This window comes from Acidovorax sp. SUPP2539, from assembly GCF_030158975.1.
Classification (GTDB): domain Bacteria; phylum Pseudomonadota; class Gammaproteobacteria; order Burkholderiales; family Burkholderiaceae_C; genus Paracidovorax.
This window is the reverse complement of sequence record NZ_BQXJ01000001.1, coordinates 1,442,132-1,460,957: the sequence shown is the minus strand read 5'-3', so window position 1 is coordinate 1,460,957 and position 18,826 is coordinate 1,442,132. Positions and strand designations below refer to the sequence as shown.

19 protein-coding genes are annotated in these 18,826 nt (G+C 66.9%); 18 read left to right on the top strand and 1 reads right to left on the bottom strand.

Features of this window, described 5'->3' with window-relative positions; translation table 11 throughout:
• Positions 1-119 precede the first annotated feature (119 nt).
• The 10 genes from AVTE2539_RS06665 (at position 120) to tolA (ending at position 8,518) form a co-directional block, all read left to right on the top strand.
• Positions 120-416, top strand: a complete 297-nt coding sequence (locus AVTE2539_RS06665; protein ID WP_284399480.1) for a 2Fe-2S iron-sulfur cluster-binding protein — start codon at positions 120-122, stop codon at positions 414-416.
• A 124-nt stretch (positions 417-540) separates the two neighbouring features.
• Positions 541-2,265, top strand: coding sequence for a T6SS phospholipase effector Tle1-like catalytic domain-containing protein (locus AVTE2539_RS06660; RefSeq protein WP_284409066.1), 1,725 nt, complete (start codon positions 541-543; stop codon positions 2,263-2,265).
• A 156-nt stretch (positions 2,266-2,421) separates the two neighbouring features.
• Entirely contained in the window at positions 2,422-3,543 is a 1,122-nt protein-coding gene (gene ribBA / locus AVTE2539_RS06655) for a bifunctional 3,4-dihydroxy-2-butanone-4-phosphate synthase/GTP cyclohydrolase II (protein WP_284399476.1), read from the top strand.
• Positions 3,544-3,546: 3 nt separating this feature from the next.
• Positions 3,547-4,011, top strand: a complete 465-nt coding sequence (ribH, locus tag AVTE2539_RS06650; RefSeq protein ID WP_284409065.1) for a 6,7-dimethyl-8-ribityllumazine synthase — start codon at positions 3,547-3,549, stop codon at positions 4,009-4,011.
• A complete protein-coding gene (nusB, locus tag AVTE2539_RS06645) occupies positions 4,008-4,577 on the top strand; it encodes a transcription antitermination factor NusB (RefSeq protein WP_284399471.1) in 570 nt (189 codons plus the stop codon). Before ribH ends, nusB begins: the two co-directional genes overlap by 4 nt.
• Positions 4,578-4,668: 91 nt before the next feature.
• Positions 4,669-5,853 (top strand): pyridoxal phosphate-dependent aminotransferase, encoded by a 1,185-nt coding sequence (locus AVTE2539_RS06640; protein WP_284409063.1) that lies wholly within the window; start codon positions 4,669-4,671, stop codon positions 5,851-5,853.
• Positions 5,854-5,861: 8 nt separating this feature from the next.
• On the top strand, positions 5,862-6,314 hold the full coding sequence (locus tag AVTE2539_RS06635) for a YbgC/FadM family acyl-CoA thioesterase (RefSeq protein ID WP_284409061.1): 453 nt from the start codon (positions 5,862-5,864) through the stop codon (positions 6,312-6,314).
• Positions 6,311-7,015, top strand: coding sequence for a protein TolQ (tolQ, locus tag AVTE2539_RS06630; protein WP_272564067.1), 705 nt, complete (start codon positions 6,311-6,313; stop codon positions 7,013-7,015). The genes AVTE2539_RS06635 and tolQ overlap by 4 nt, the downstream gene beginning before the upstream one ends.
• 20 nt (positions 7,016-7,035) lie before the next feature.
• On the top strand, positions 7,036-7,461 hold the full coding sequence (locus tag AVTE2539_RS06625) for an ExbD/TolR family protein (protein ID WP_272564068.1): 426 nt from the start codon (positions 7,036-7,038) through the stop codon (positions 7,459-7,461).
• A gap of 55 nt (positions 7,462-7,516) precedes the next feature.
• Positions 7,517-8,518, top strand: a complete 1,002-nt coding sequence (tolA, locus tag AVTE2539_RS06620; protein ID WP_284409056.1) for a cell envelope integrity protein TolA — start codon at positions 7,517-7,519, stop codon at positions 8,516-8,518.
• Between the two features lie 240 nt (positions 8,519-8,758).
• On the opposite strand, the gene AVTE2539_RS06615 is transcribed toward tolA, so the two are convergent.
• Positions 8,759-10,099 carry an MFS transporter gene (locus AVTE2539_RS06615; protein WP_284399458.1) on the bottom strand — a complete coding sequence of 447 codons (1,341 nt, stop codon included), beginning with the start codon at positions 10,097-10,099 and terminating at the stop codon, positions 8,759-8,761.
• A 176-nt stretch (positions 10,100-10,275) separates the two neighbouring features.
• Between AVTE2539_RS06615 and cyoA the strand changes: the two genes are divergently transcribed.
• The 8 genes from cyoA (at position 10,276) to AVTE2539_RS06575 (ending at position 17,927) form a co-directional block, all read left to right on the top strand.
• Complete coding sequence (gene cyoA, locus AVTE2539_RS06610; RefSeq protein WP_284409054.1) at positions 10,276-11,355, top strand: ubiquinol oxidase subunit II; 1,080 nt, start codon at positions 10,276-10,278, stop codon at positions 11,353-11,355.
• A gap of 54 nt (positions 11,356-11,409) precedes the next feature.
• Entirely contained in the window at positions 11,410-13,413 is a 2,004-nt protein-coding gene (cyoB, locus tag AVTE2539_RS06605; RefSeq protein WP_272564072.1) for a cytochrome o ubiquinol oxidase subunit I, read from the top strand.
• Positions 13,406-14,047: a cytochrome o ubiquinol oxidase subunit III gene (cyoC, locus tag AVTE2539_RS06600; protein ID WP_284403380.1), complete on the top strand. Its 642-nt coding sequence runs from the start codon at positions 13,406-13,408 to the stop codon at positions 14,045-14,047. Before cyoB ends, cyoC begins: the two co-directional genes overlap by 8 nt.
• A complete protein-coding gene (gene cyoD, locus AVTE2539_RS06595; protein ID WP_284409052.1) occupies positions 14,044-14,472 on the top strand; it encodes a cytochrome o ubiquinol oxidase subunit IV in 429 nt (142 codons plus the stop codon). The genes cyoC and cyoD overlap by 4 nt, the downstream gene beginning before the upstream one ends.
• Positions 14,469-15,350 carry an SURF1 family protein gene (locus AVTE2539_RS06590; RefSeq protein ID WP_502868872.1) on the top strand — a complete coding sequence of 294 codons (882 nt, stop codon included), beginning with the start codon at positions 14,469-14,471 and terminating at the stop codon, positions 15,348-15,350. The genes cyoD and AVTE2539_RS06590 overlap by 4 nt, the downstream gene beginning before the upstream one ends.
• A complete protein-coding gene (locus tag AVTE2539_RS06585) occupies positions 15,334-16,671 on the top strand; it encodes an ATP-binding protein (RefSeq protein ID WP_284409050.1) in 1,338 nt (445 codons plus the stop codon). Before AVTE2539_RS06590 ends, AVTE2539_RS06585 begins: the two co-directional genes overlap by 17 nt.
• Positions 16,661-17,197 carry a response regulator transcription factor gene (locus tag AVTE2539_RS06580; RefSeq protein ID WP_284399448.1) on the top strand — a complete coding sequence of 179 codons (537 nt, stop codon included), beginning with the start codon at positions 16,661-16,663 and terminating at the stop codon, positions 17,195-17,197. Before AVTE2539_RS06585 ends, AVTE2539_RS06580 begins: the two co-directional genes overlap by 11 nt.
• A gap of 181 nt (positions 17,198-17,378) precedes the next feature.
• Positions 17,379-17,927 (top strand): BON domain-containing protein, encoded by a 549-nt coding sequence (locus AVTE2539_RS06575; protein ID WP_284409049.1) that lies wholly within the window; start codon positions 17,379-17,381, stop codon positions 17,925-17,927.
• Positions 17,928-18,826 lie beyond the last annotated feature (899 nt).

Genomic DNA, 18,826 nt, shown 5'->3' with positions numbered 1-18,826 from the left:
TCAGCGCTACGGCCCATGAATGCTATTAAAAACATAGCGACATGCCCTAGTGTTGATTGCACTGGAGGCCTTTTTCATCCCTAACCCTCTCGTTCACCGCCCTCCTGAGGCCGTTCGCCATGAGTGACCCTTCTTCCGTTCCCTTTTTCACCGCCCGCGTCGGCGACGACGGCACCCAGTGCGATGCCTGGCCCGAGCAGCCCTTGCTGCTGTCGCTGGAGCAAGGCGGCATCGACTGGCCCAGTTCGTGCCGCAACGGCACCTGCCGCACCTGCATCGGCCTGCTGGCCGAAGGCGAGGTGCGCTACGCCATCGAATGGCCCGGCCTGTCCCCGGAGGAGCGCGCCGAGGGCTGCGTGCTGCCCTGCGTGGCCTACCCGGTGAGCGACGTGCGGCTGGAAGCGCCCGGCATCTGAAGCCGGCTGAAATGATCTGAACCCGGGCCCGCTCCGCGCCCCCATGGGGCGGGCACCCTTGCTGTGGCGCGCGTTCCTCGCCCAGAATCTCCCGGACACGCATCGCCACGCGAGGGAGGACACCATGAACGCCAAAGACACGCCGGCCACACCGGCCGCCCATGCCAACGCCACGGGCCCGGACGCCGCCGACCGCGCGCCCACGCGCGAGGCCATCCTGGCCGAATGCATCACCGCGGACGAGCAATGGGCCGCGCAGCCGGGCCGCAACCTCGTGCTGCTGTTCGACGGCACCGGCAACATCCTGGGCAACCAGCAGGACACCAACGTGGTGAAGCTGCTGCGCATGCTCGGCAAGGGCCGGGACGCATCGGGCAGCGAGCCCACGCAACTGGTCTATTACGACCCCGGCGTGGGCACCACCAATGAATTCCCGGCGGACGGCATCCTGTCCAAGGCCAGGAACCAGCTGCGGCAACTTGCCGGGTTGGCGCTGGGCAGCGGCGTGTTCCCCAACATCGCCGAGGCCTACAAGTTCCTCGTGCACACCTACCGGCCGGGCGACCGCATCTACCTGTTCGGCTTCTCGCGCGGCGCGTTCACCGCGCGGGCGGTGGCCGGCATGATCAACATGTACGGCCTCATCCATACCGAGGGCCTGCCGCTCATCGAAACCCTGGTGCGCACCTATTTCGCTCCGAGCGGTCAGAAGAACCAGGCCGGCACCAAGAGCCGCGAGGCCTTCGCGCGCGACGTGATCGACAACTTCTCGCTGGGCCGCACGCCGCTCGTGCACTTCGTGGGCGTGTGGGACACGGTGGAGGCCATCGGCAGCGGGCTGCTGGGCGGCATCAAGATCACCAACTCCACCGAGTTCGCCCGCAAGCGGTTCGCCAACGTGCGCCATGCCATGTCGCTGTACGAATCGCGCAGCAAGTACTCGCCCCGGCGCTACGCCGATCCGCACTTCACCGAGCGGGAGCGGCCCTGGCGCAGCTACGACCAGCGCTGGTTCCGCGGCGTGCACAGCGACGTGGGCGGCTCGTACGCGCGCGACGGGCTGTCCAATCTCACGCTGAAATGGATGGTGGACGAGGCCTTCGCCAAGGGCCTGCGCGTGGACCGGGGCCAGCTGCAGCCCGGCGACCCGCTCACGGCCATGCACGACCAGGCCTACGACTGCCCCTACTGGGTCTGGACCGGCCTCAATGCACGCGAGCGCTTTCCGAGCGACTTCATCGACCCCACGGCCCGCCCGGTAGACGGCGCCGTGCCCGCCAACACCGTGCCGCGCACGCAGCCCTGGCGCTGGCTGGGCGTGGCGCTGGCGGTCGTCACCGCCGTGCTGTTCGCCGTCACGTTCCAGTTCGGCCAAGCCGCCTGCGACCTGCAGTCGGCGCCGGGGTGGGTGCAGGGCCTGCCTTCGGGCTTTCAGGTGACGGCGCACTGGCACGCCGGCTGGGGCGTGGTCTGCGGCGGCACCGACAGCGTGCGCCGCGCCATCGCCTGGGACTGGGCCCTGCTCGCCAGCTACGCGCTCTGGCTGGCCTACCCGGTGGCCTGGGCCCTGCGGCGGCTGGTCGCGCGGGCCGTACCGCCGGGCTGGGCCCTGGGCTGGCTCTACCGCCGTGCCCACTGGACGATGCTGGCCCTGGTGCTGTCGGACCTGGTGGAAAACTACGCCACGCTGCACATGCACCACCCGCACTGGCCCACGGTGCTGACGGTGGCCAGCGGCCTCAAACTGCTGTCCCTGCTGCTGCTGGCGTGGGTGATGGTGGCCGGTGCCCTGGCCGGGCGCGAGGGCGTCCGGACGCGGCCCGCCTCGCCCGCGCCCCAAGTCCGCTAAGTGGACTAAAATCGCCGCCTTTGGGGCGCGTAGCGCTCCCGCACCGTGCGGCCAGCGCCGCACCGCCCGCTCTTTGGAGGCGGCTCCGTCCGGGCCGTGGCCGGACCAGCGTGCGGTGCACGCCACCCGCGCGGCCCACCGAAAGCCCTGCCCTCCATGAACACCCCCCTGACCCCTGCGCCCATCTCGCCGGTGCAAGACATCGTGGCCGAGATGCGCGCCGGGCGCATCGTCATCCTCGTGGACGAGGAAGACCGCGAGAACGAAGGCGACCTGGTCCTGGCCGCCGACCACGTCACCCCCGAGGCCATCAACTTCATGGCGCGCTTCGGCCGCGGCCTGATCTGCCTGACCCTCACCCGCGAACGCTGCGAGCTGCTGAAGCTGGCCCCGATGGTGGCCCGCAACGGCACCAAGATGGGCACGGCGTTCACCGCCTCCATCGAGGCGGCGGAAGGCGTGACCACCGGCATCTCCGCCGCCGACCGCGCCCGCACCGTGCAGGCCGCCGTGGCGCCCCACGCCGTGGCCGCCGACCTGGTGCAGCCCGGCCACATCTTCCCGCTGCAGGCGGTGGACGGCGGCGTGCTCATGCGCGCCGGCCACACCGAAGCCGGCTGCGACCTGGCCGCCATGGCCGGCTGCAGCGCCAGCGCCGTGATCTGCGAGGTGATGAAGGACGACGGCACGATGGCCCGCCTGCCCGACCTGCAGATCTTCGCGGCCGAGCACGGCCTCAAGATCGGCACCATCGCCGACCTCATCGAGTACCGCAGCCGCAACGAATCGCTGGTGCAGAAAGTGGGCACGCGCCCGCTGCAGACCGCCTTCGGCGAGTTCACCGCCCACGCCTTCCGCGACGAACCCAGCCAGGCCGTGCACCTGGCGCTCGTCAAGGGCCAGTGGGGCCCGGACGACAGCGTGCCCGTGCGCGTGCACGAGCCCCTGTCGGTGCTGGACGCGCTGGAGGTCAACCGCTCCATGCACTCCTGGGGGCTGGACAGCAGCCTGCAATACATCGCCGCCCAAGGCCAGGGCGTGGCCGTGCTGCTCAACTGCGGCGAAAGCGCCGAGCAGTTGCTGGAGCAGTTCGAAGGCCGCGCCCGCTCGGCCCACGCGCCCGAGCGCGGCCGCATGGATCTGCGCACCTACGGCGTGGGGGCGCAGATCCTGCGCGAATGCGGCGTGCACAAGATGCAACTGATGGGCCCGCCGCGCCGCATGCCCAGCATGGCGGGCTACGGCCTCGAGATCACCGGATACCTTCCCAAGGAATAAGACATGTTTGGCGCAGACAAAGGAACAGCGGACAAGCTCGACGGCAAGAAGCTGCACATCGGCATCGTGCAGGCCCGTTTCAACCAGAGCATCACCAACACCCTGGCCGCGGCCTGCCGTGCCGAACTGCTGGCGCTGGGCGTGCAGGAAAAGCACATCCACCACGTGCTGGTACCCGGCGCGCTGGAAGTGCCGGTGGCCCTGCAGGCCATGGCCGAGCGCGACGAATACGACGCGTTGATCGCCCTGGGCTGCATCATCCGCGGCGAAACCTACCACTTCGAACTGGTGGCCAACGAATCGGGCGCGGGCGTGAGCCGCATCTCGCTCGACTACCACGTGCCGGTGGCCAACGCCATCATCACCACCGAGAACATGGAGCAGGCCATCGCCCGCCAGACCGAAAAAGGCCAGGACGCCGCCCGCGTGGCCGTGGAAATGGCCAACCTGCTGGAGGAGCTGTCGTGAGCGATTCCACCTCTTCGCACCCCGGCGGCGCCAAGCGCCCGCCACGGCAGGCGCGCACCGGCGTGACCAGCACCGGCGCCCGCAAAGCCGCTTCCAAATCCAACCGCAGCCGCGCCCGCGAGTTCGCGCTGCAGGCGCTCTACCAGCACCTGGTGGGCCGCAACGACGCCACCGCCATCGACACCTTCACCCGCGACCTGGCGGGCTTTCACAAGGCCGATGCCGCCCACTATGACGCGCTGCTGCACGGCTGCATCGAATCGGCCGAGGCGCTCGACGCCTTGATCACCCCGCAGCTCGATCGCAAGATGGCCGAGATCTCGCCCATCGAGCACGCGGCCATGTGGATCGGCGTGTACGAGTTCCAGCACTGCCTGGACGTGCCGTGGCGCGTGGTCATCAACGAATGCATCGAGCTGGCCAAGGAGTTCGGCGGCACCGACGGCCACAAGTACGTGAACGGCGTGCTCAACGGCTTGGCTCCCACGCTGCGCGCCACCGAAGTCGCGGCCGACAAGGGCGCGAACCCGGTGCAGCCACCGCAGGCCCCGGCGGACGGCGCCTGAGCGCCCGGGGCCGGTCCGGCCCCGCCCCCGCGCCGTGCCCCGGCGGGCATCCCATCCCCACGCCCGCGCCGCGCGGGCAGGAATCTTTTCCATGCAGTTTTCCTCCCGCGCCGAGCGCATCGAACCGTTCTATGTGATGGAAGTGGCCAAGGCCGCCCAGGCCCTGGCGCGCGAGGTCGCCGACACGCGCGAGCCGATGATCTTCCTGAACATCGGCGAGCCCGACTTCACCGCGCCGCCGCTGGTGCAGGAGGCGGCCGCCCGTGCCGTGCAGCGCGGCACCACGCAATACACCAACGCCCTGGGCCTGGAGCCGCTGCGCGAGCGCATCAGCGGCTGGTATGCCGACCGCTTCGGCGTGCAGGTGCCGGCCCGGCGCATCGTGGTCACGGCGGGGGCCTCTGCCGCGCTGCAGCTCGCGTGCCTGGCCCTCATCGATGCGGGCGACGAGATCCTCATGCCCGACCCAAGCTACCCGTGCAACCGCCACTTCGTGAGCGCGGCGGAAGGCAAGGCGGTGCTGATCCCCACCACGGCAGAAGAGCGCTACCAGCTGAGCGCCGCCAAGGTCGAGGCGGCCTGGGGTCCGAAGACGCGCGGCGTGCTGCTGGCCTCGCCTTCCAACCCCACCGGCACCTCGATTGCGCCCGAGGAACTGCGCCGCATCCATGCGGCCGTGCAGTCGCGCGGCGGGGTGACGCTGATCGACGAGATCTACCTGGGCCTGTCGTACGAGGAACGCTTCGGCCACACGGCGCTGGCCATCGACGAGAACGTCATCAGCATCAACAGCTTCAGCAAGTACTTCAACATGACCGGCTGGCGCCTGGGCTGGATGGTCGTGCCCGAGGCCATGGTGCCGGTGGTCGAGCGGCTGGCGCAGAACCTCTTCATCTGCGCCAGCACCGTGTCGCAGCATGCCGCCCTCGCCTGCTTCGAGCCCGAGAGCATCGCCGAATACGAGCGCCGCCGCGCCGAGTTCAAGGCCCGGCGCGACTACTTCATTCCCGCGCTGCAGGCGCTGGGCCTGCCGGTGCCCGTGGTGCCGGACGGCGCCTTCTACGCCTGGGCCAACTGCACGCAGGCCGCCGAGCGCCTGGGCGTCTCGGGCAGCTGGGACTTCGCCTACGAGGTGATGCGCCTCGCCCATGTGGCCGTCACGCCGGGCCGCGACTTCGGCGCATTCGAGCCGCAGCGCTTCGTGCGTTTTTCCACGGCCAATTCGATGGCGCAGCTGGAAGAATCCGTGGCGCGCCTGCGCACGCTGCTCGGATGAAGGCCGGCATGGCAACGGAGAACGCTCCCCTTCGGGCCTCGGCCCCGTTCGAGTGGCCCCTGCGCATCTACTGGGAGGACACCGACGCCGGTGGCATCGTGTTCTATGCCAACTACCTCAAATTCTTCGAGCGTGCCCGCACCGAATGGCTGCGTTCGCTGGGCCTGGGGCAGCAGAACCTGCGGGAACTCACGGGCGGCATGTTTGTCGTAACGGACGCGCGCCTGCGCTACCTGCGGCCGGCGCGCCTCGACGATGAACTGATTGTTACGGCCTCTTTGCAAGAGGGTAGCCGCGCATCCCTGACAATACGCCAGCAAGCGCTCCTGAAACCAGAGCAAATGATCGAATCCCAGCCCGTGCTACTGTGTGAAGGCACCATCCGCATCGGATGGGTCGATGCCGCCACCCTGCGTCCCGCACGCATCCCGGGCCCCCTTCTGGAACAACTCTCATCATGAACTCCCAAGACATGTCCATCCTGAATTTGGTGCTCAACGCCAGCTGGGTGGTGCAACTCGTCATGCTGCTGCTGATCGGCGTGTCCGTGGCCAGTTGGGCCGCGATCTTCCGCAAGCTGTTCGCCCTGAAGCGCGTGAAGTCGCTCAACGAAGACTTCGAGCGCGAGTTCTGGTCGGGCACCAGCCTGAACGACCTGTACTCCAGCGCCGCGCAGAACGCCAAGAACGCCGGCCCCATGGAACGCATCTTCGCCAGCGGCATGCGCGAGTACCAGAAACTGCGCGAGCGCCGCATCTCGGACGCCGGCACGCTGCTCGACGGCGCCCGCCGCGCGATGCGCGCCAGCTTCCAGCGCGAGATGGACGTGGTCGAGTCCAGCCTGTCCTTCCTCGCCTCCGTGGGATCCGTCTCGCCGTACGTGGGCCTGTTCGGCACCGTGTGGGGGATCATGCATGCCTTCACCGGCTTCGCCGGCATGGAGCAGGTCACCCTGGCCACCGTCGCCCCGGGCATCGCCGAAGCGCTGGTCGCCACGGCCATCGGCCTGTTCGCCGCCATTCCGGCCGTGATCGCCTACAACCGCTTCGCGCGCGACATCGACCGCGTGGCCATCCAGCAGGAGACCTTCATCGAGGAGTTCTCCAACATCCTGCAGCGCAACCTGGGCGCGCAGCCCACGTCGTCCGCCTCGGGCCACTGAGCAGCACAGGAGACAGCAGCATGCCCGCAATGGCTTCACGCGGCGGCGGCCGGCGCCGCACCATCAACGAAATCAACATGGTGCCCTTCATCGACGTGATGCTGGTGCTGCTGATCATCTTCATGGTGACCGCGCCCATGCTCACGCCCAGCGCCATCAACGTGCCCTCCGTCGGCAAGGGCGCCAAGCCGCCCAAGTCGTTCGGCCAGGTCATCATCCAGAAGGACGGCAGCCTGCAGCTCAAGACCGGCGATGCCGAGCGCCCGATCACCCTGCAGGGCCTGGGCGCCGCTGCCAAGGCCTGGCAGGCCACGCAGCCGCCCGATACGCCCATCCTCATCAGCGCCGACAAGACCGTGACGTACGAAACCGTGGTGAAGGCCATGGATGCGTTGCAGAGGGCGGGCGTGCAGCGCGTAGGCCTGTCGGTCAAGTCCGGCGGCTGACGGGGCCCTCGCCGCCCCTCGATCCTCCGCACCGTTTTCGCCTTTTTTCGATCGCATGCACGCCTCCAACGACCGCGACCAGTTCGCCCCCACCCGTCCGCCCGGGCGCCTGCGCGCCGTGGCGCTGGCCGTGCTCGTGCACGCGGCGCTGCTGGGCGCCCTGACCTGGGGCGTGAACTGGAAGACCAGCGCGGACATGCCTGCCGTGGAAGCGGAAATCTGGGATCGGATTCCGCAGCAGGCCGCGCCCCGCGACGTGCCACCACCGCCGACGCCGCAGCCCGAGCCCACCCCCGCTCCTCCCCCACCGCCCCCGGCGCCGGCACCGCCGCCCCCACCGCCCCCGCCACCGAAGGCGGAGCCCGACACGCGCGAAGCCGACATCGCCATCGAGCGCGAGAAAAAGCGCTTGGAGCAGGAAAAGAAGGAACGCCAGCAGCAGGCCGAGCGCGAAAAGCGCGAGCGTGAGCGCAAGGAACAGGCCGAGCAGGACAAGAAGGAACGCCTGCAAAAGGAAAAAGAGAAGGAACAGCGCGAGAAGGCCGACAAGGCGGAACGCGAAAAGGCGGAGAAGGAGCGCCGCGAAAAGCAGGCCGAGCAGGACCGCCAGGAGCAGCAGAAGAAACAGGCCGAGGACAAGCGCAAGGCGGAAGAAAAGCGCAAGGCCGAAGCCGCACAGAACAAGCAGGCCGAAGCCCTGCGCCAGGAAAACCTGCGCCGCATGCAGGGCCTGGCCGGCGCCACGGGCGGCGAAACCGCCACGGGCAACGCCCAGCGCAGTGCCGGCCCGTCCGGCAGCTACGGCGGCAAGGTGGCCGCCAAGGTCAAGCCGAACATCGTCTATCCCGACGCCATTTCGGACAACCTGCGCACCGAGGTGGAAGTGCGGGCCTCGCCCGACGGCACCATCGTGGGCACCCGCATCACCAAATCGAGCGGCAACAAGGCCTGGGACGACGCCGTGATGCGCGCGCTGGACAAGACCGAGACCCTGCCGCGCGATGTGGACGGGCGGGTGCCCTCGTCCCTCGTCATCGGGTTCCGACCGCGGGATTGAGGCTGGCCACCGGTTGGTTGCCGGTTGCCCGGGATGCTCTTCAGACGTGCGCCCGGGCGGGCCACCTGCCATTCCAGCCAAACCCGCCAGGGAAGCAGCAACAAAAAAGGGTTTCAAGCCGAAATGGCCTGAAACCCATATTCTTCTAGGGCATTCTGCTACTTTTTCAATAGCAAACACCACCAACCCACGGTGGCGAACGGCGCCGTGCGCCGGCCCGCCCTCCGCGTGGGCCCGATCTCAGTCGCGCCGTTCGATCATGCGATTGACGCTCAAGGCCCCCAGCGTGCAGGCCGCAGCCGACAGCAGGTACAGGCTCACCGCAAACAGGCCGAAGTGTGCGGACAGGCCCAGTACCACCAGCGGTGCGAACGCCGCTCCCACCAGCCAGGCCAGGTCGGCGGTGAAGGCCGCGCCGGTGTAGCGGTACTTGGACGCGAAATTGGCCGTCACCGCGCCGGCCGCCTGGCCGTACGACAAGCCCAGCAACACGAAACCGATCAGGATGAACGCATCCAACGCCACGGCGCCACCGCCGATCAGCGCGGGCGCGAACCCGCTGTACACGGCGATCATCACCGCCAGCACGCCCAGCGTGGTGCGCCGGCCCAGGCGGTCGGCGATCACGCCGGAAGCGATCATGCTGCCGATGGCCAGCACGCCGCCGATCAGTTGCACGAACAGCACGTCGTTGATCGGCTGCTCGGGGTACAGGGCCGCCCAGGACAGGGGAAACACGGTCACCAGGTGGAACAGCGCGTAGCTGGCCAGCGCCGCGAAGCCGCCGATGAAGACGTTGTAGCCCTGGGTGCGCACCATCTCGCCGATGGGCGTGGGTTCCAGTTCGCGCTCTTCCAGCAGCTTGGTGTACTCATCCGTCACGACCAGGCGCAGGCGGGCGAACAGCGCGACCACGTTGATGGCGAAGGCCACGTAGAACGGATAGCGCCAGCCCCAAGAGATGAAGTCTTCCGTCGACAGGCTGGCATGCAGGAACAGGAACAGGGCGCTGGCGATGATGAAGCCAGTGGGCGCACCCAGCTGGCCCAGCATGGCGTACCAGCCGCGGCGGCTGGCCGGCGCGTTCAGCGCCAGCAGCGAGGGCAATCCGTCCCACGAACCGCCCATCGCCACCCCCTGCAGGATGCGGAACAGGGCCAGCAGCACGATGGAATAGGCCCCCAGGCTTTCATACCCGGGCAGGAAAGCCATGCCGGCTGTGGAAAAACCCAGCAGGAACAGCGCGGCCGTCAGCTTGGTGCCACGGCCCCAGCGGCGCTGCATGGCCATGAACAGCGCGGTGCCGAAGGGGCGTGCAACGAAGGCCAGCGAGAAGACGGCGAAGGCGTAGAGCGTGCCCTGCAGCCGGTCCACGAAGGGAAAGAACACGGTGGGAAAGACCAGCACCGAAGCGATGCCGTAGACGAAGAAGTCGAAATACTCGGAAGCGCGGCCGATCACCACGCCGATCGCTATCTCCTCGGGAGCGACGGGGGAGTGTCCGTTCTGTACGGGCCGGGAGTCTTCTTCCGTGGTGGCGCGCGATGAAGATCCGGGAAAATGCTGTGTCAATGTGGTCATCGGCGTGCTCCTTTTTGAATGCACCAGCAGTTTTTGCTTTGGCGGGCCAGTGAACTGTCTCTGGCAGCCGCAACCCACTGTAGGACAAAACGTCCCATTCACACCACAATGGTTTTCACGTAGATTCGACGCCTTCCCGCGGCCATCCGTGCCGCCTTCCACCTTTCTTGCCCGGTATGCCCTCCACCCACCGACTTCGCGGACTGCTCGCAGTGCCCGCGGCCGCGCTGCTCGCCGGCTGCAATGCCGTCGTGCTCAGCCCCTCCGGCGACATCGCCGCACAGCAGCGCGATCTGATCGTCGTCTCGACCGTCCTGATGCTGCTGATCATCGTGCCGGTGATCTTCCTCACCTTCCTGTTCGCCTGGCGCTATCGTCAGGCCAACACCGAGGCCGAGTACCAGCCGGACTGGGACCACTCCACGGGCCTGGAGCTCATCATCTGGTCGGCGCCGCTGGCGATCATCATCGCCCTGGGGGCCATCACCTGGGTCAGCACCCACAAGCTGGACCCCTACCGCCCCCTGGACCGCATCAGCGAAGGCCGTGCCGTGCCGGAAGGCGCCAAGCCCCTGGTGATCGAGGTCGTCGCGCTGGACTGGAAGTGGCTGTTCCTGTATCCCGAGCAAGGCATCGCCACGGTGAACGAGATCGCAGCGCCGGTGGACCGCCCGATCCAGTTCAAGATCACCGCCTCGACGGTCATGAACTCGTTCTACATCCCGGCCCTGGCCGGACAGATCTACGCCATGCCGGGCATGGAAACCAAGCTGCACGCCGTGATCAACGCGCAAGGCAACTTCGAGGGCTTCTCCGCCAACTACAGCGGCGCGGGCTTCTCGGGCATGCGTTTCCGTTTCCATGGCGTGGACCAGGCGGGCTTCGACCAGTGGGTCAAGCAGGCCAAGGACGCCGGCGGCGAACTGGGCCGCGACGGCTACCTGCAGCTGGAAAAGCCCAGCGAACGCGACCCCGTGCGCCGCTGGGCCACCGTGGCCCCCGGCCTGTATGACGCCATCCTGAACCGCTGCGTGGAAGCCAACCGCATGTGCATGAAGGACATGATGGCGATCGATGCCAATGGCGGCCTGGGCAAGCCCGGTTCGTTCAACGTGGCCTCGCTGGACGACGCCACCCGCTCGCGCCTGGGCCTGGCCGACACGCCCGCCCGCAGCTACGTGGGCGCCATGTGCACCGTCACGAACCCCGAGGGCGCCGCGACGGCCTCCCCGGCCCCTGCCACGCAGCCGATCTAAGCGGCACGCGTTCAGACCCCTCACTTTTCACGCGCCAACGGCACGCGACCTCCGATGTCCGATCCTACAGACCTCACCCGACTTATCTTTGGCCGCCTCTCCTGGGAGGCCATCCCACTGCACGAACCGATCCTGATCGCGACGTTCGCCGCCGTCGTGCTCGGCGGCATCGCCGTGCTCGGTGCGCTGACCTACTTCAAGCTATGGGGCTACCTGTGGCGCGAGTGGTTCACCAGCATCGACCACAAGAAGATCGGCATCATGTACATCATCCTCGGGCTGGTGATGCTGCTGCGCGGCTTCGCCGACGCGATCATGATGCGGATGCAGCAGGCCATCGCCTTCGGCGACAACCCCGGCTTCCTGCCGCCGCACCACTACGACCAGATCTTCACCGCCCACGGCGTGATCATGATCTTCTTCGTGGCGATGCCGCTGGTCACGGGCCTGATGAACTACGTGGTGCCGCTGCAGATCGGCGCGCGCGACGTGGCCTTCCCGTTCCTCAACAACTTCAGCTTCTGGATGACCACCAGCGGCGCCGTGCTGGTGATGGCCTCGCTGTTCGTGGGCGAGTTCGCCAAGACCGGCTGGCTGGCGTATCCGCCGCTCTCGGGCATCCTGCACAGTCCGGACGTGGGGGTGGACTACTACATCTGGTCGCTGCAGATCGCGGGGGTGGGCACGCTGCTGTCCGGGGTCAACCTGCTGGTGACCATCGTGAAGATGCGCGCGCCCGGCATGAGCCTCATGAAGATGCCCGTGTTCACGTGGACCTCGCTGTGCACCAACGTGCTGATCGTCGCCGCCTTCCCGGTGCTGACGGCCGTGCTGGCGCTGCTGTCGCTGGACCGCTACGCCGGTTTCAACTTCTTCACGAACGACTTCGGCGGCAACTCGATGATGTACGTGAACCTGATCTGGATCTGGGGCCACCCTGAGGTCTACATCCTGATCCTGCCGCTGTTCGGCGTGTTCTCCGAAGTCGTCTCCACGTTCAGCCGCAAGAAGCTGTTCGGCTATGCCTCCATGGTCTATGCCACGGTGGTGATCACCATCCTGTCGTACCTGGTGTGGCTGCACCACTTCTTCACGATGGGCTCGGGCGCCAGCGTGAACTCGTTCTTCGGCATCACGACCATGATCATCTCGATCCCGACCGGGGCGAAGATCTTCAACTGGCTGTTCACCATGTACAAGGGCCGCATCAAGTTCGAGGTGCCCATGCTGTGGACCATCGGCTTCATGGTGACCTTCGTGATCGGCGGGATGACCGGCGTGCTGCTGGCCGTGCCACCGGCCGACTTCGTGCTGCACAACAGCCTGTTCCTGATCGCCCACTTCCACAACGTGATCATCGGCGGCGTGGTGTTCGGCCTGTTCGCCGGCATCAACTACTGGTATCCCAAGGCCTTCGGCTACAAGCTCGACCCGTTCTGGGGCAAGTGCTCGTTCTGGTTCTGGCTGATCGGCTTCTGGATGGCCTTCATGCCGCTGTACGTGCTGGGCCTGATGGGCGTCACGCGCCGCATGAGCCACTTCGAAGACATGTCGCTGCAGATCTGGTTCCAGATCGCCGCCTTCGGCGCGGTGCTGATCGCCCTGGGCATCGGCAGCTTCCTGATCCAGCTGGTGGTCAGCTGGCGCAACCGCGAAGCCCTGCGCGACACGACGGGCGACCCATGGGGTGGCCGCACGCTGGAGTGGTCCACGTCGTCGCCGCCACCCGCCTACAACTTCGCGTTCACGCCGCAAGTGCATGACAACGATGCCTGGCACGACATGAAGCAGCGCGGCTACGAGCGTCCTCTGGGCGGCTTCATCCCGGTGCACATGCCCAAGAACACGGCCGCTGGCGTGGTCATCGCCGGCATCTGCACGGTGCTGGGCTTCGCGCTGATCTGGCACATGTGGCTGCTGGCCGGCGTGTCCTTCGCCGCCCTGCTGGTCGTGAGCATCGCCCACACCTTCAACTACCAACGCGACTACTACATCGATGCGGAAACCGTTGCCCGCACCGAAGCCGATCGCACCCGTCTCCTGGCCAGCCATGTCTGATACCACCGCACTCCACCATCCCGGCGCCTCGGGCGCCCCGGCGAAACCGGTCTTCCACCTCACGGAAGAACACCATCCGCAGAACGGCACCCTGCTGGGCTTCTGGATCTACCTGATGAGCGACTGCCTCATCTTCGCCTGCCTGTTCGCCGTCTACGGCGTGCTGGGCCGCAGCTACGCCGCCGGCCCGTCCGGCGCCGACCTGTTCGACCTGCCGCTGGTGGCGCTGAACACGTCCATGCTGCTGCTGTCGTCCATCACGTATGGCTTCGCCATGCTGGAGATGCAAAAGAAGAAGGTCAACCGCACCATCGTGTGGCTGGCCATCACCGGCCTGCTGGGCGCGGCCTTCATCGGCCTGGAGCTGTACGAGTTCAACCACCTGATCCACGAAGGCGCCGGTCCGCAGCGCAGCGCGTTCCTGTCGGCCTTCTTCGGCCTGGTGGGCACGCACGGCCTGCACGTCACCTTCGGCATCATCTGGCTCGTCGTGCTGCTGTTCCAGCTCAAGAAGCACGGCCTGACCCCCGCCAACCGCCGCCGCCTGCTGTGCCTGTCCATGTTCTGGCACTTTCTGGACGTGGTCTGGATCGGCGTCTTCACCTTCGTCTACCTGATGGGAGTCCTGCCATGAGCACCCCCCACAACCACCAGAACCTCACCGACACCCACGATGGCCACCACGGCCACGACGACCACCACGATCATCACCATGAAGACGATGTCGCCAGCCACGGCTCCATGCGCGACTACGTGATCGGCTTCGTCGCATCGGTCATCCTGACCGCCATTCCGTTCTGGCTCGTGATGGGCAAGGTGTTCGAGCAGTCGAGCACCACGGCCCTGGTCATCCTGGGCTTCGCCGCGGTGCAGATCGTGGTGCACATGGTGTACTTCCTGCACATGAACACCAAGTCCGAAGGCGGCTGGAACATGCTGGCACTGGTCTTCACCGTCGTGCTCGTGGTCATCACGCTGGCGGGCTCGCTGTGGGTGATGTTCCACCTCAACCACAACATGATGCCCATGTCGATCCACGACATGAAGAACATGCCTTGACCCCGATCTCCGGCAGCGCGACTGCATCCTCTCCCGCGCCCGCCACGGGCGCGGACAGGCCCGCCCCGCCCCGCTCCCGGGCCGGACTGGCCGCGATGGGGGTGTGCGCGCTGCTGGTGTTTGCCACGCTCGTGGCGCTGGGCAGCTGGCAAGTGGCACGCCGCGCCTGGAAACTGGATCTCATCGAGCGCGTGGAGCAACGCATCCATGCCGCTCCCACCGCCCCCCCCTCCCCCGCCGAATGGCAGCGCAGCCCCGATGCGGCGCGCGACGCCGAGTACCGCCATGTGCGCCTTCGCGGCACCTTCGACCACGCCAAGGAGGCGCTGGTACAGGCCAACACCACCCTGGGCGCCGGCTTCTGGGTGGTGACGCCGCTGCGGCAGGCCGATGGCACGGCCGTGCTGGTCAACCGGGGCTTCGTGCCGCCGGAGGCCCGCGATCCTGCCGCACGCACCGCCCCCGCGCCCCAGGGCGAGACCGAGGTGACCGGCCTCCTGCGGCTGAGCGAGCCCGGAGGCGGGTTTTTGCGGCACAACGACCCCGCCGCCGACCGTTGGTTCTCCCGCGATGTGGCCGCCATCGCCGCCGCGCGCGGGGTGGCAGGCATCGCGCCCTATTTCGTGGACGAGGACGCCGCACCCCGCTCCGCTGCACCCACCGCCACGGGCACGGGTACGGGCACGTCAGCGGACGCCCTCCAATGGCCCGTCGGCGGCCTGACGGTGGTGCGTTTCCCCAACAGCCACCTGGTCTATGCCATCACCTGGTACACGCTGGCCCTGATGGTGGCCGCGGGTGCCTGGTATGTGTGGCGCGACGACCGCAGGCGCCGCCAGCACCACGCTTCGCCCGCCACCGATGCCGCACTCCCCTGACGCCCCGGCCGAACGGCCCGCGCCGCGCACGCGGGCGGCGGTGGCGGACTCCACCGGGCTCAAGAACCTGCAGCAGCTGATCCAGCTGCGCTGGATCGCCGTGATCGGGCAGCTTTTCACCATCGAGGTGGTGCACTACAGCCTGGGCATCATCCTGCCGCTGCAAGCCATGCTGATGGTGCTGGGCGCCCTGGTGGTGTTCAACACGGCCAGCCTGCTGCGCTGGCGCATCGGCCGCCGCGTGCGCAACGTGGAACTGTTCTTCGCCATGGTGGTGGACGTGGCCATGCTCACCGCCCAGCTCTACTTGAGCGGCGGCACCACCAACCCGTTTGTCTTCCTGTACCTGCTGCAGGTCACGCTGGCCGCCGTGCTGCTGCGCGCGGGCTACACCTGGACCATCGTCGCCATGACGGTGGCCTGCCTGTGCGGGCTGGCCCTGTTCAGCCGCCCGCTCGCCCTGCCGCTGGACCACGACCGGGGGCTGTACAGCCCCTACGTGCTGGGCATGCTGGTGTGCTTCATGCTGAACGCCGTGCTGCTGGTGATCTTCATCACGCGCATCGGCCGCAACCTGCGCCAGCGCGACGCCCGGCTGGCCACCATGCGCCAGCGCGCCGCCGAAGAAGACCACATCGTGCGCACTGGGCTGCTGGCCTCTGGCGCGGCCCACGAGCTGGGCACGCCGCTGTCCACCCTGGCCGTGATCCTGGGCGACTGGCGCCGCATGCCGGCCCTGGCGCAGGATGCCGAGCTGCAGGCCGAGATCGCCGAGATGCAGGCCCAGGTGCGGCGCTGCAAGACCATCGTGAGCGGCATCCTGCTGTCGGCCGGAGAAACCCGAGGCGAGGAATCGATGCAGACCACCGTGTGCACCTTCCTCGACCAACTGGCCGAGGAGTGGCGCAGCACGCGGCCCGTGGGCACGTTCGCCTACGACAACCAGTTCGGCGAGGACCGCCCCATGGTCTCGGATGTCACCCTGCAACAGATGGTCTTCAACGTGTTGGACAATGCACGGGATGCGTCGCCGCATTGGGTGGGCCTGGCGGCTGAGCAGGAGGCCGATGCCCTGCTCATCACCGTCACCGATGCCGGCCCCGGTTTCGCCCCGGCCATGCTGGAGCAGTTCGGCAAGCCCTACCAGTCCAGCAAGGGCCGGCCGGGCGGTGGGTTGGGGCTTTACCTGGCCACCAACGTGGCGCGCACCCTCGGGGGCACCATCACCGCGCGCAACCGCGCGGCCGGCGGCGCCGCCGTCACCATCACCCTTCCGCTGGCAGCCGTCGCGCTGCAGGAGACCCCGGACCATGGACGCTGACCGCCTGTTGCTGATCGTGGAGGACGACGAGGCCTTCGCACGCACGCTGGCGCGCTCGTTCGAACGGCGCGGCTACCACGTGCTGCATGCGGCCAACCTGCCCGAGGTGGAGGCGCTGCTGGACGGGCACACGCCGGGCTACGCCGTGGTGGACCTGAAGCTCAAGGGCGAGGCCTCGGGCCTGGCCTGCGTGCAGAAGCTCCACTCCGCCAACGAAGACATGCTGATCGTCGTGCTGACGGGCTTCGCCAGCATCGCCACGGCCGTGGAGGCCGTGAAGCTCGGCGCATGCCACTACCTCGCCAAGCCTTCCAACACCGACGACATCGAGGCCGCCTTCGGCCTGACCGAGGGCAATATCGAAGTGGAGCTGACCAACCGCTCCAGCTCGATCAAGACGCTGGAATGGGAGCGCATCCACGAGGTGCTGGCCGAAACCGGCTTCAACATTTCGGAAACCGCGCGGCGCCTCGGCATGCACCGGCGCACCCTGGCACGCAAGCTGGACAAGCGGCGCGTGAACTGAGTCCCGCTCCACCGGGCACCCTGCTCAGAGGGATGCCGGCCATGCCTGCCTGTACAAGCATCGACACCGATCGGAAGCATTGGTACGCTCACGCTGACCTGACAGCGGGGCCTTCGCAGGAGAGCGCAGGCCGCCGCTGAAGGCCGGCGAGGCTTATCGACACCAAGGGAGAACAAACACCATGCGGCAATCCGAAAAGGCGCGTTGGGCTGCCAGCGCCATGCTGGCTCTGGCTTTCATTGCGCCCGCACACGCAGACCAAGACCTGCGCAATTGGGGCAACGACCCTTTCTTTCAGATCTCCCATGCCGTGGCGGACTGCCCGCAACCCCTGGGGCCGCTGCTGACCCGGCAGGAATGGCAGCGCGAGGAACACTACCGCGCCGAACGCGGCAACAGCTGCTACATCCAGGGCACTTGCCGCCTGTCCAGCGGCTATCGGTACGACGGCGAAATCAGCGAGGCCGTGAAACGGCGACTTACCCACATCGCGGAGCAGACGCAATGGGACCGCAAGTCGACCCTGTGGCTCATGCTCCAGCGACGCATCATCTACGTACAGGGCTGCGTGGCCTCCGACTTCGACCGGGAGGCATTCGTGAAACAACTGGCAGAGACGGCCGATGTGGTCACGGTGATCGACCAGATGGCGGTGCTCGGCCCCCCTGATGCGATCCGCTACCCGCTGGCACCGGCGGCGCAATCCCCTGCCGCCGAGGCAAAGCCTTAGCCACCACCGATCCATCTGCCCCCGGGGCAGATCTGTCCAAGGGCCGTGGGTGCTGATCTGGCACCGGAATGCCATCGCCCTGAGTCGCTCGCCCAGCGCCCTGGAATCGACGAGGCGCCCCACTCACACGTTCGCACGCGCGGCACCAGCAGCCGGAGCGACAGCCATCTGCGCGTTGCCCGACGCCGCTTCAGCAGGTTCCATCCCAAGCCGCTCCATCGAAAGCGGAGCGCTTGCGCCGCTTCCATGCCCGTCGCGGCCGTCCATTCCTGAGTTCAAAGGCTCCCAAAAGCGGTTTCCCAGGCCCACCCATGCCCAAATCCGTCTGCTCAGCCGAGGGGAAGGCGATCCTGCAGGCCGCCATGAACCAATATCGATGCGAGTGTTTTTAGCTTCGCCAGCAAGCGGCGTGGCTGAGCAGATAACGCAAGCAAAGCGAACGCACGGCTTCGAATCCTCTAAAAAAACCCCAAAAACCCACGGTTAATGCGGCACAGCAGCCGGGCTTTTATCCGAAATATAAAAATGCGAATTAAAAAGCAGTTACAGAAACAATAATTTACACACCATACAAATAAAGATCAAAAAAGGCATCGACAAACAAACCTGTTTTTTTAGAAACTGAATCCGCAACAAAAACCCCCGAAAAAATTCAGATCGACCAAAAGCACGGGATCGGGGATCTTCAGAAAAAGGAATCGCTTTAATCCGCTGGATTTATCCAGTTGGGCGAAGCTTTGTCTTTTGCTTTCGCAATGGGTATTCACCCATTGCGAAAGCACTGCAGGCCTGGGGTTGCGAACATGGAACAAACAGGGGAATTCCAATGCGGGTGGGTTCAAGCCATTTTTCGATCGCTCCTGAAACGGTGAACAGCGCGAAGCCCCAAGCACCAAGGC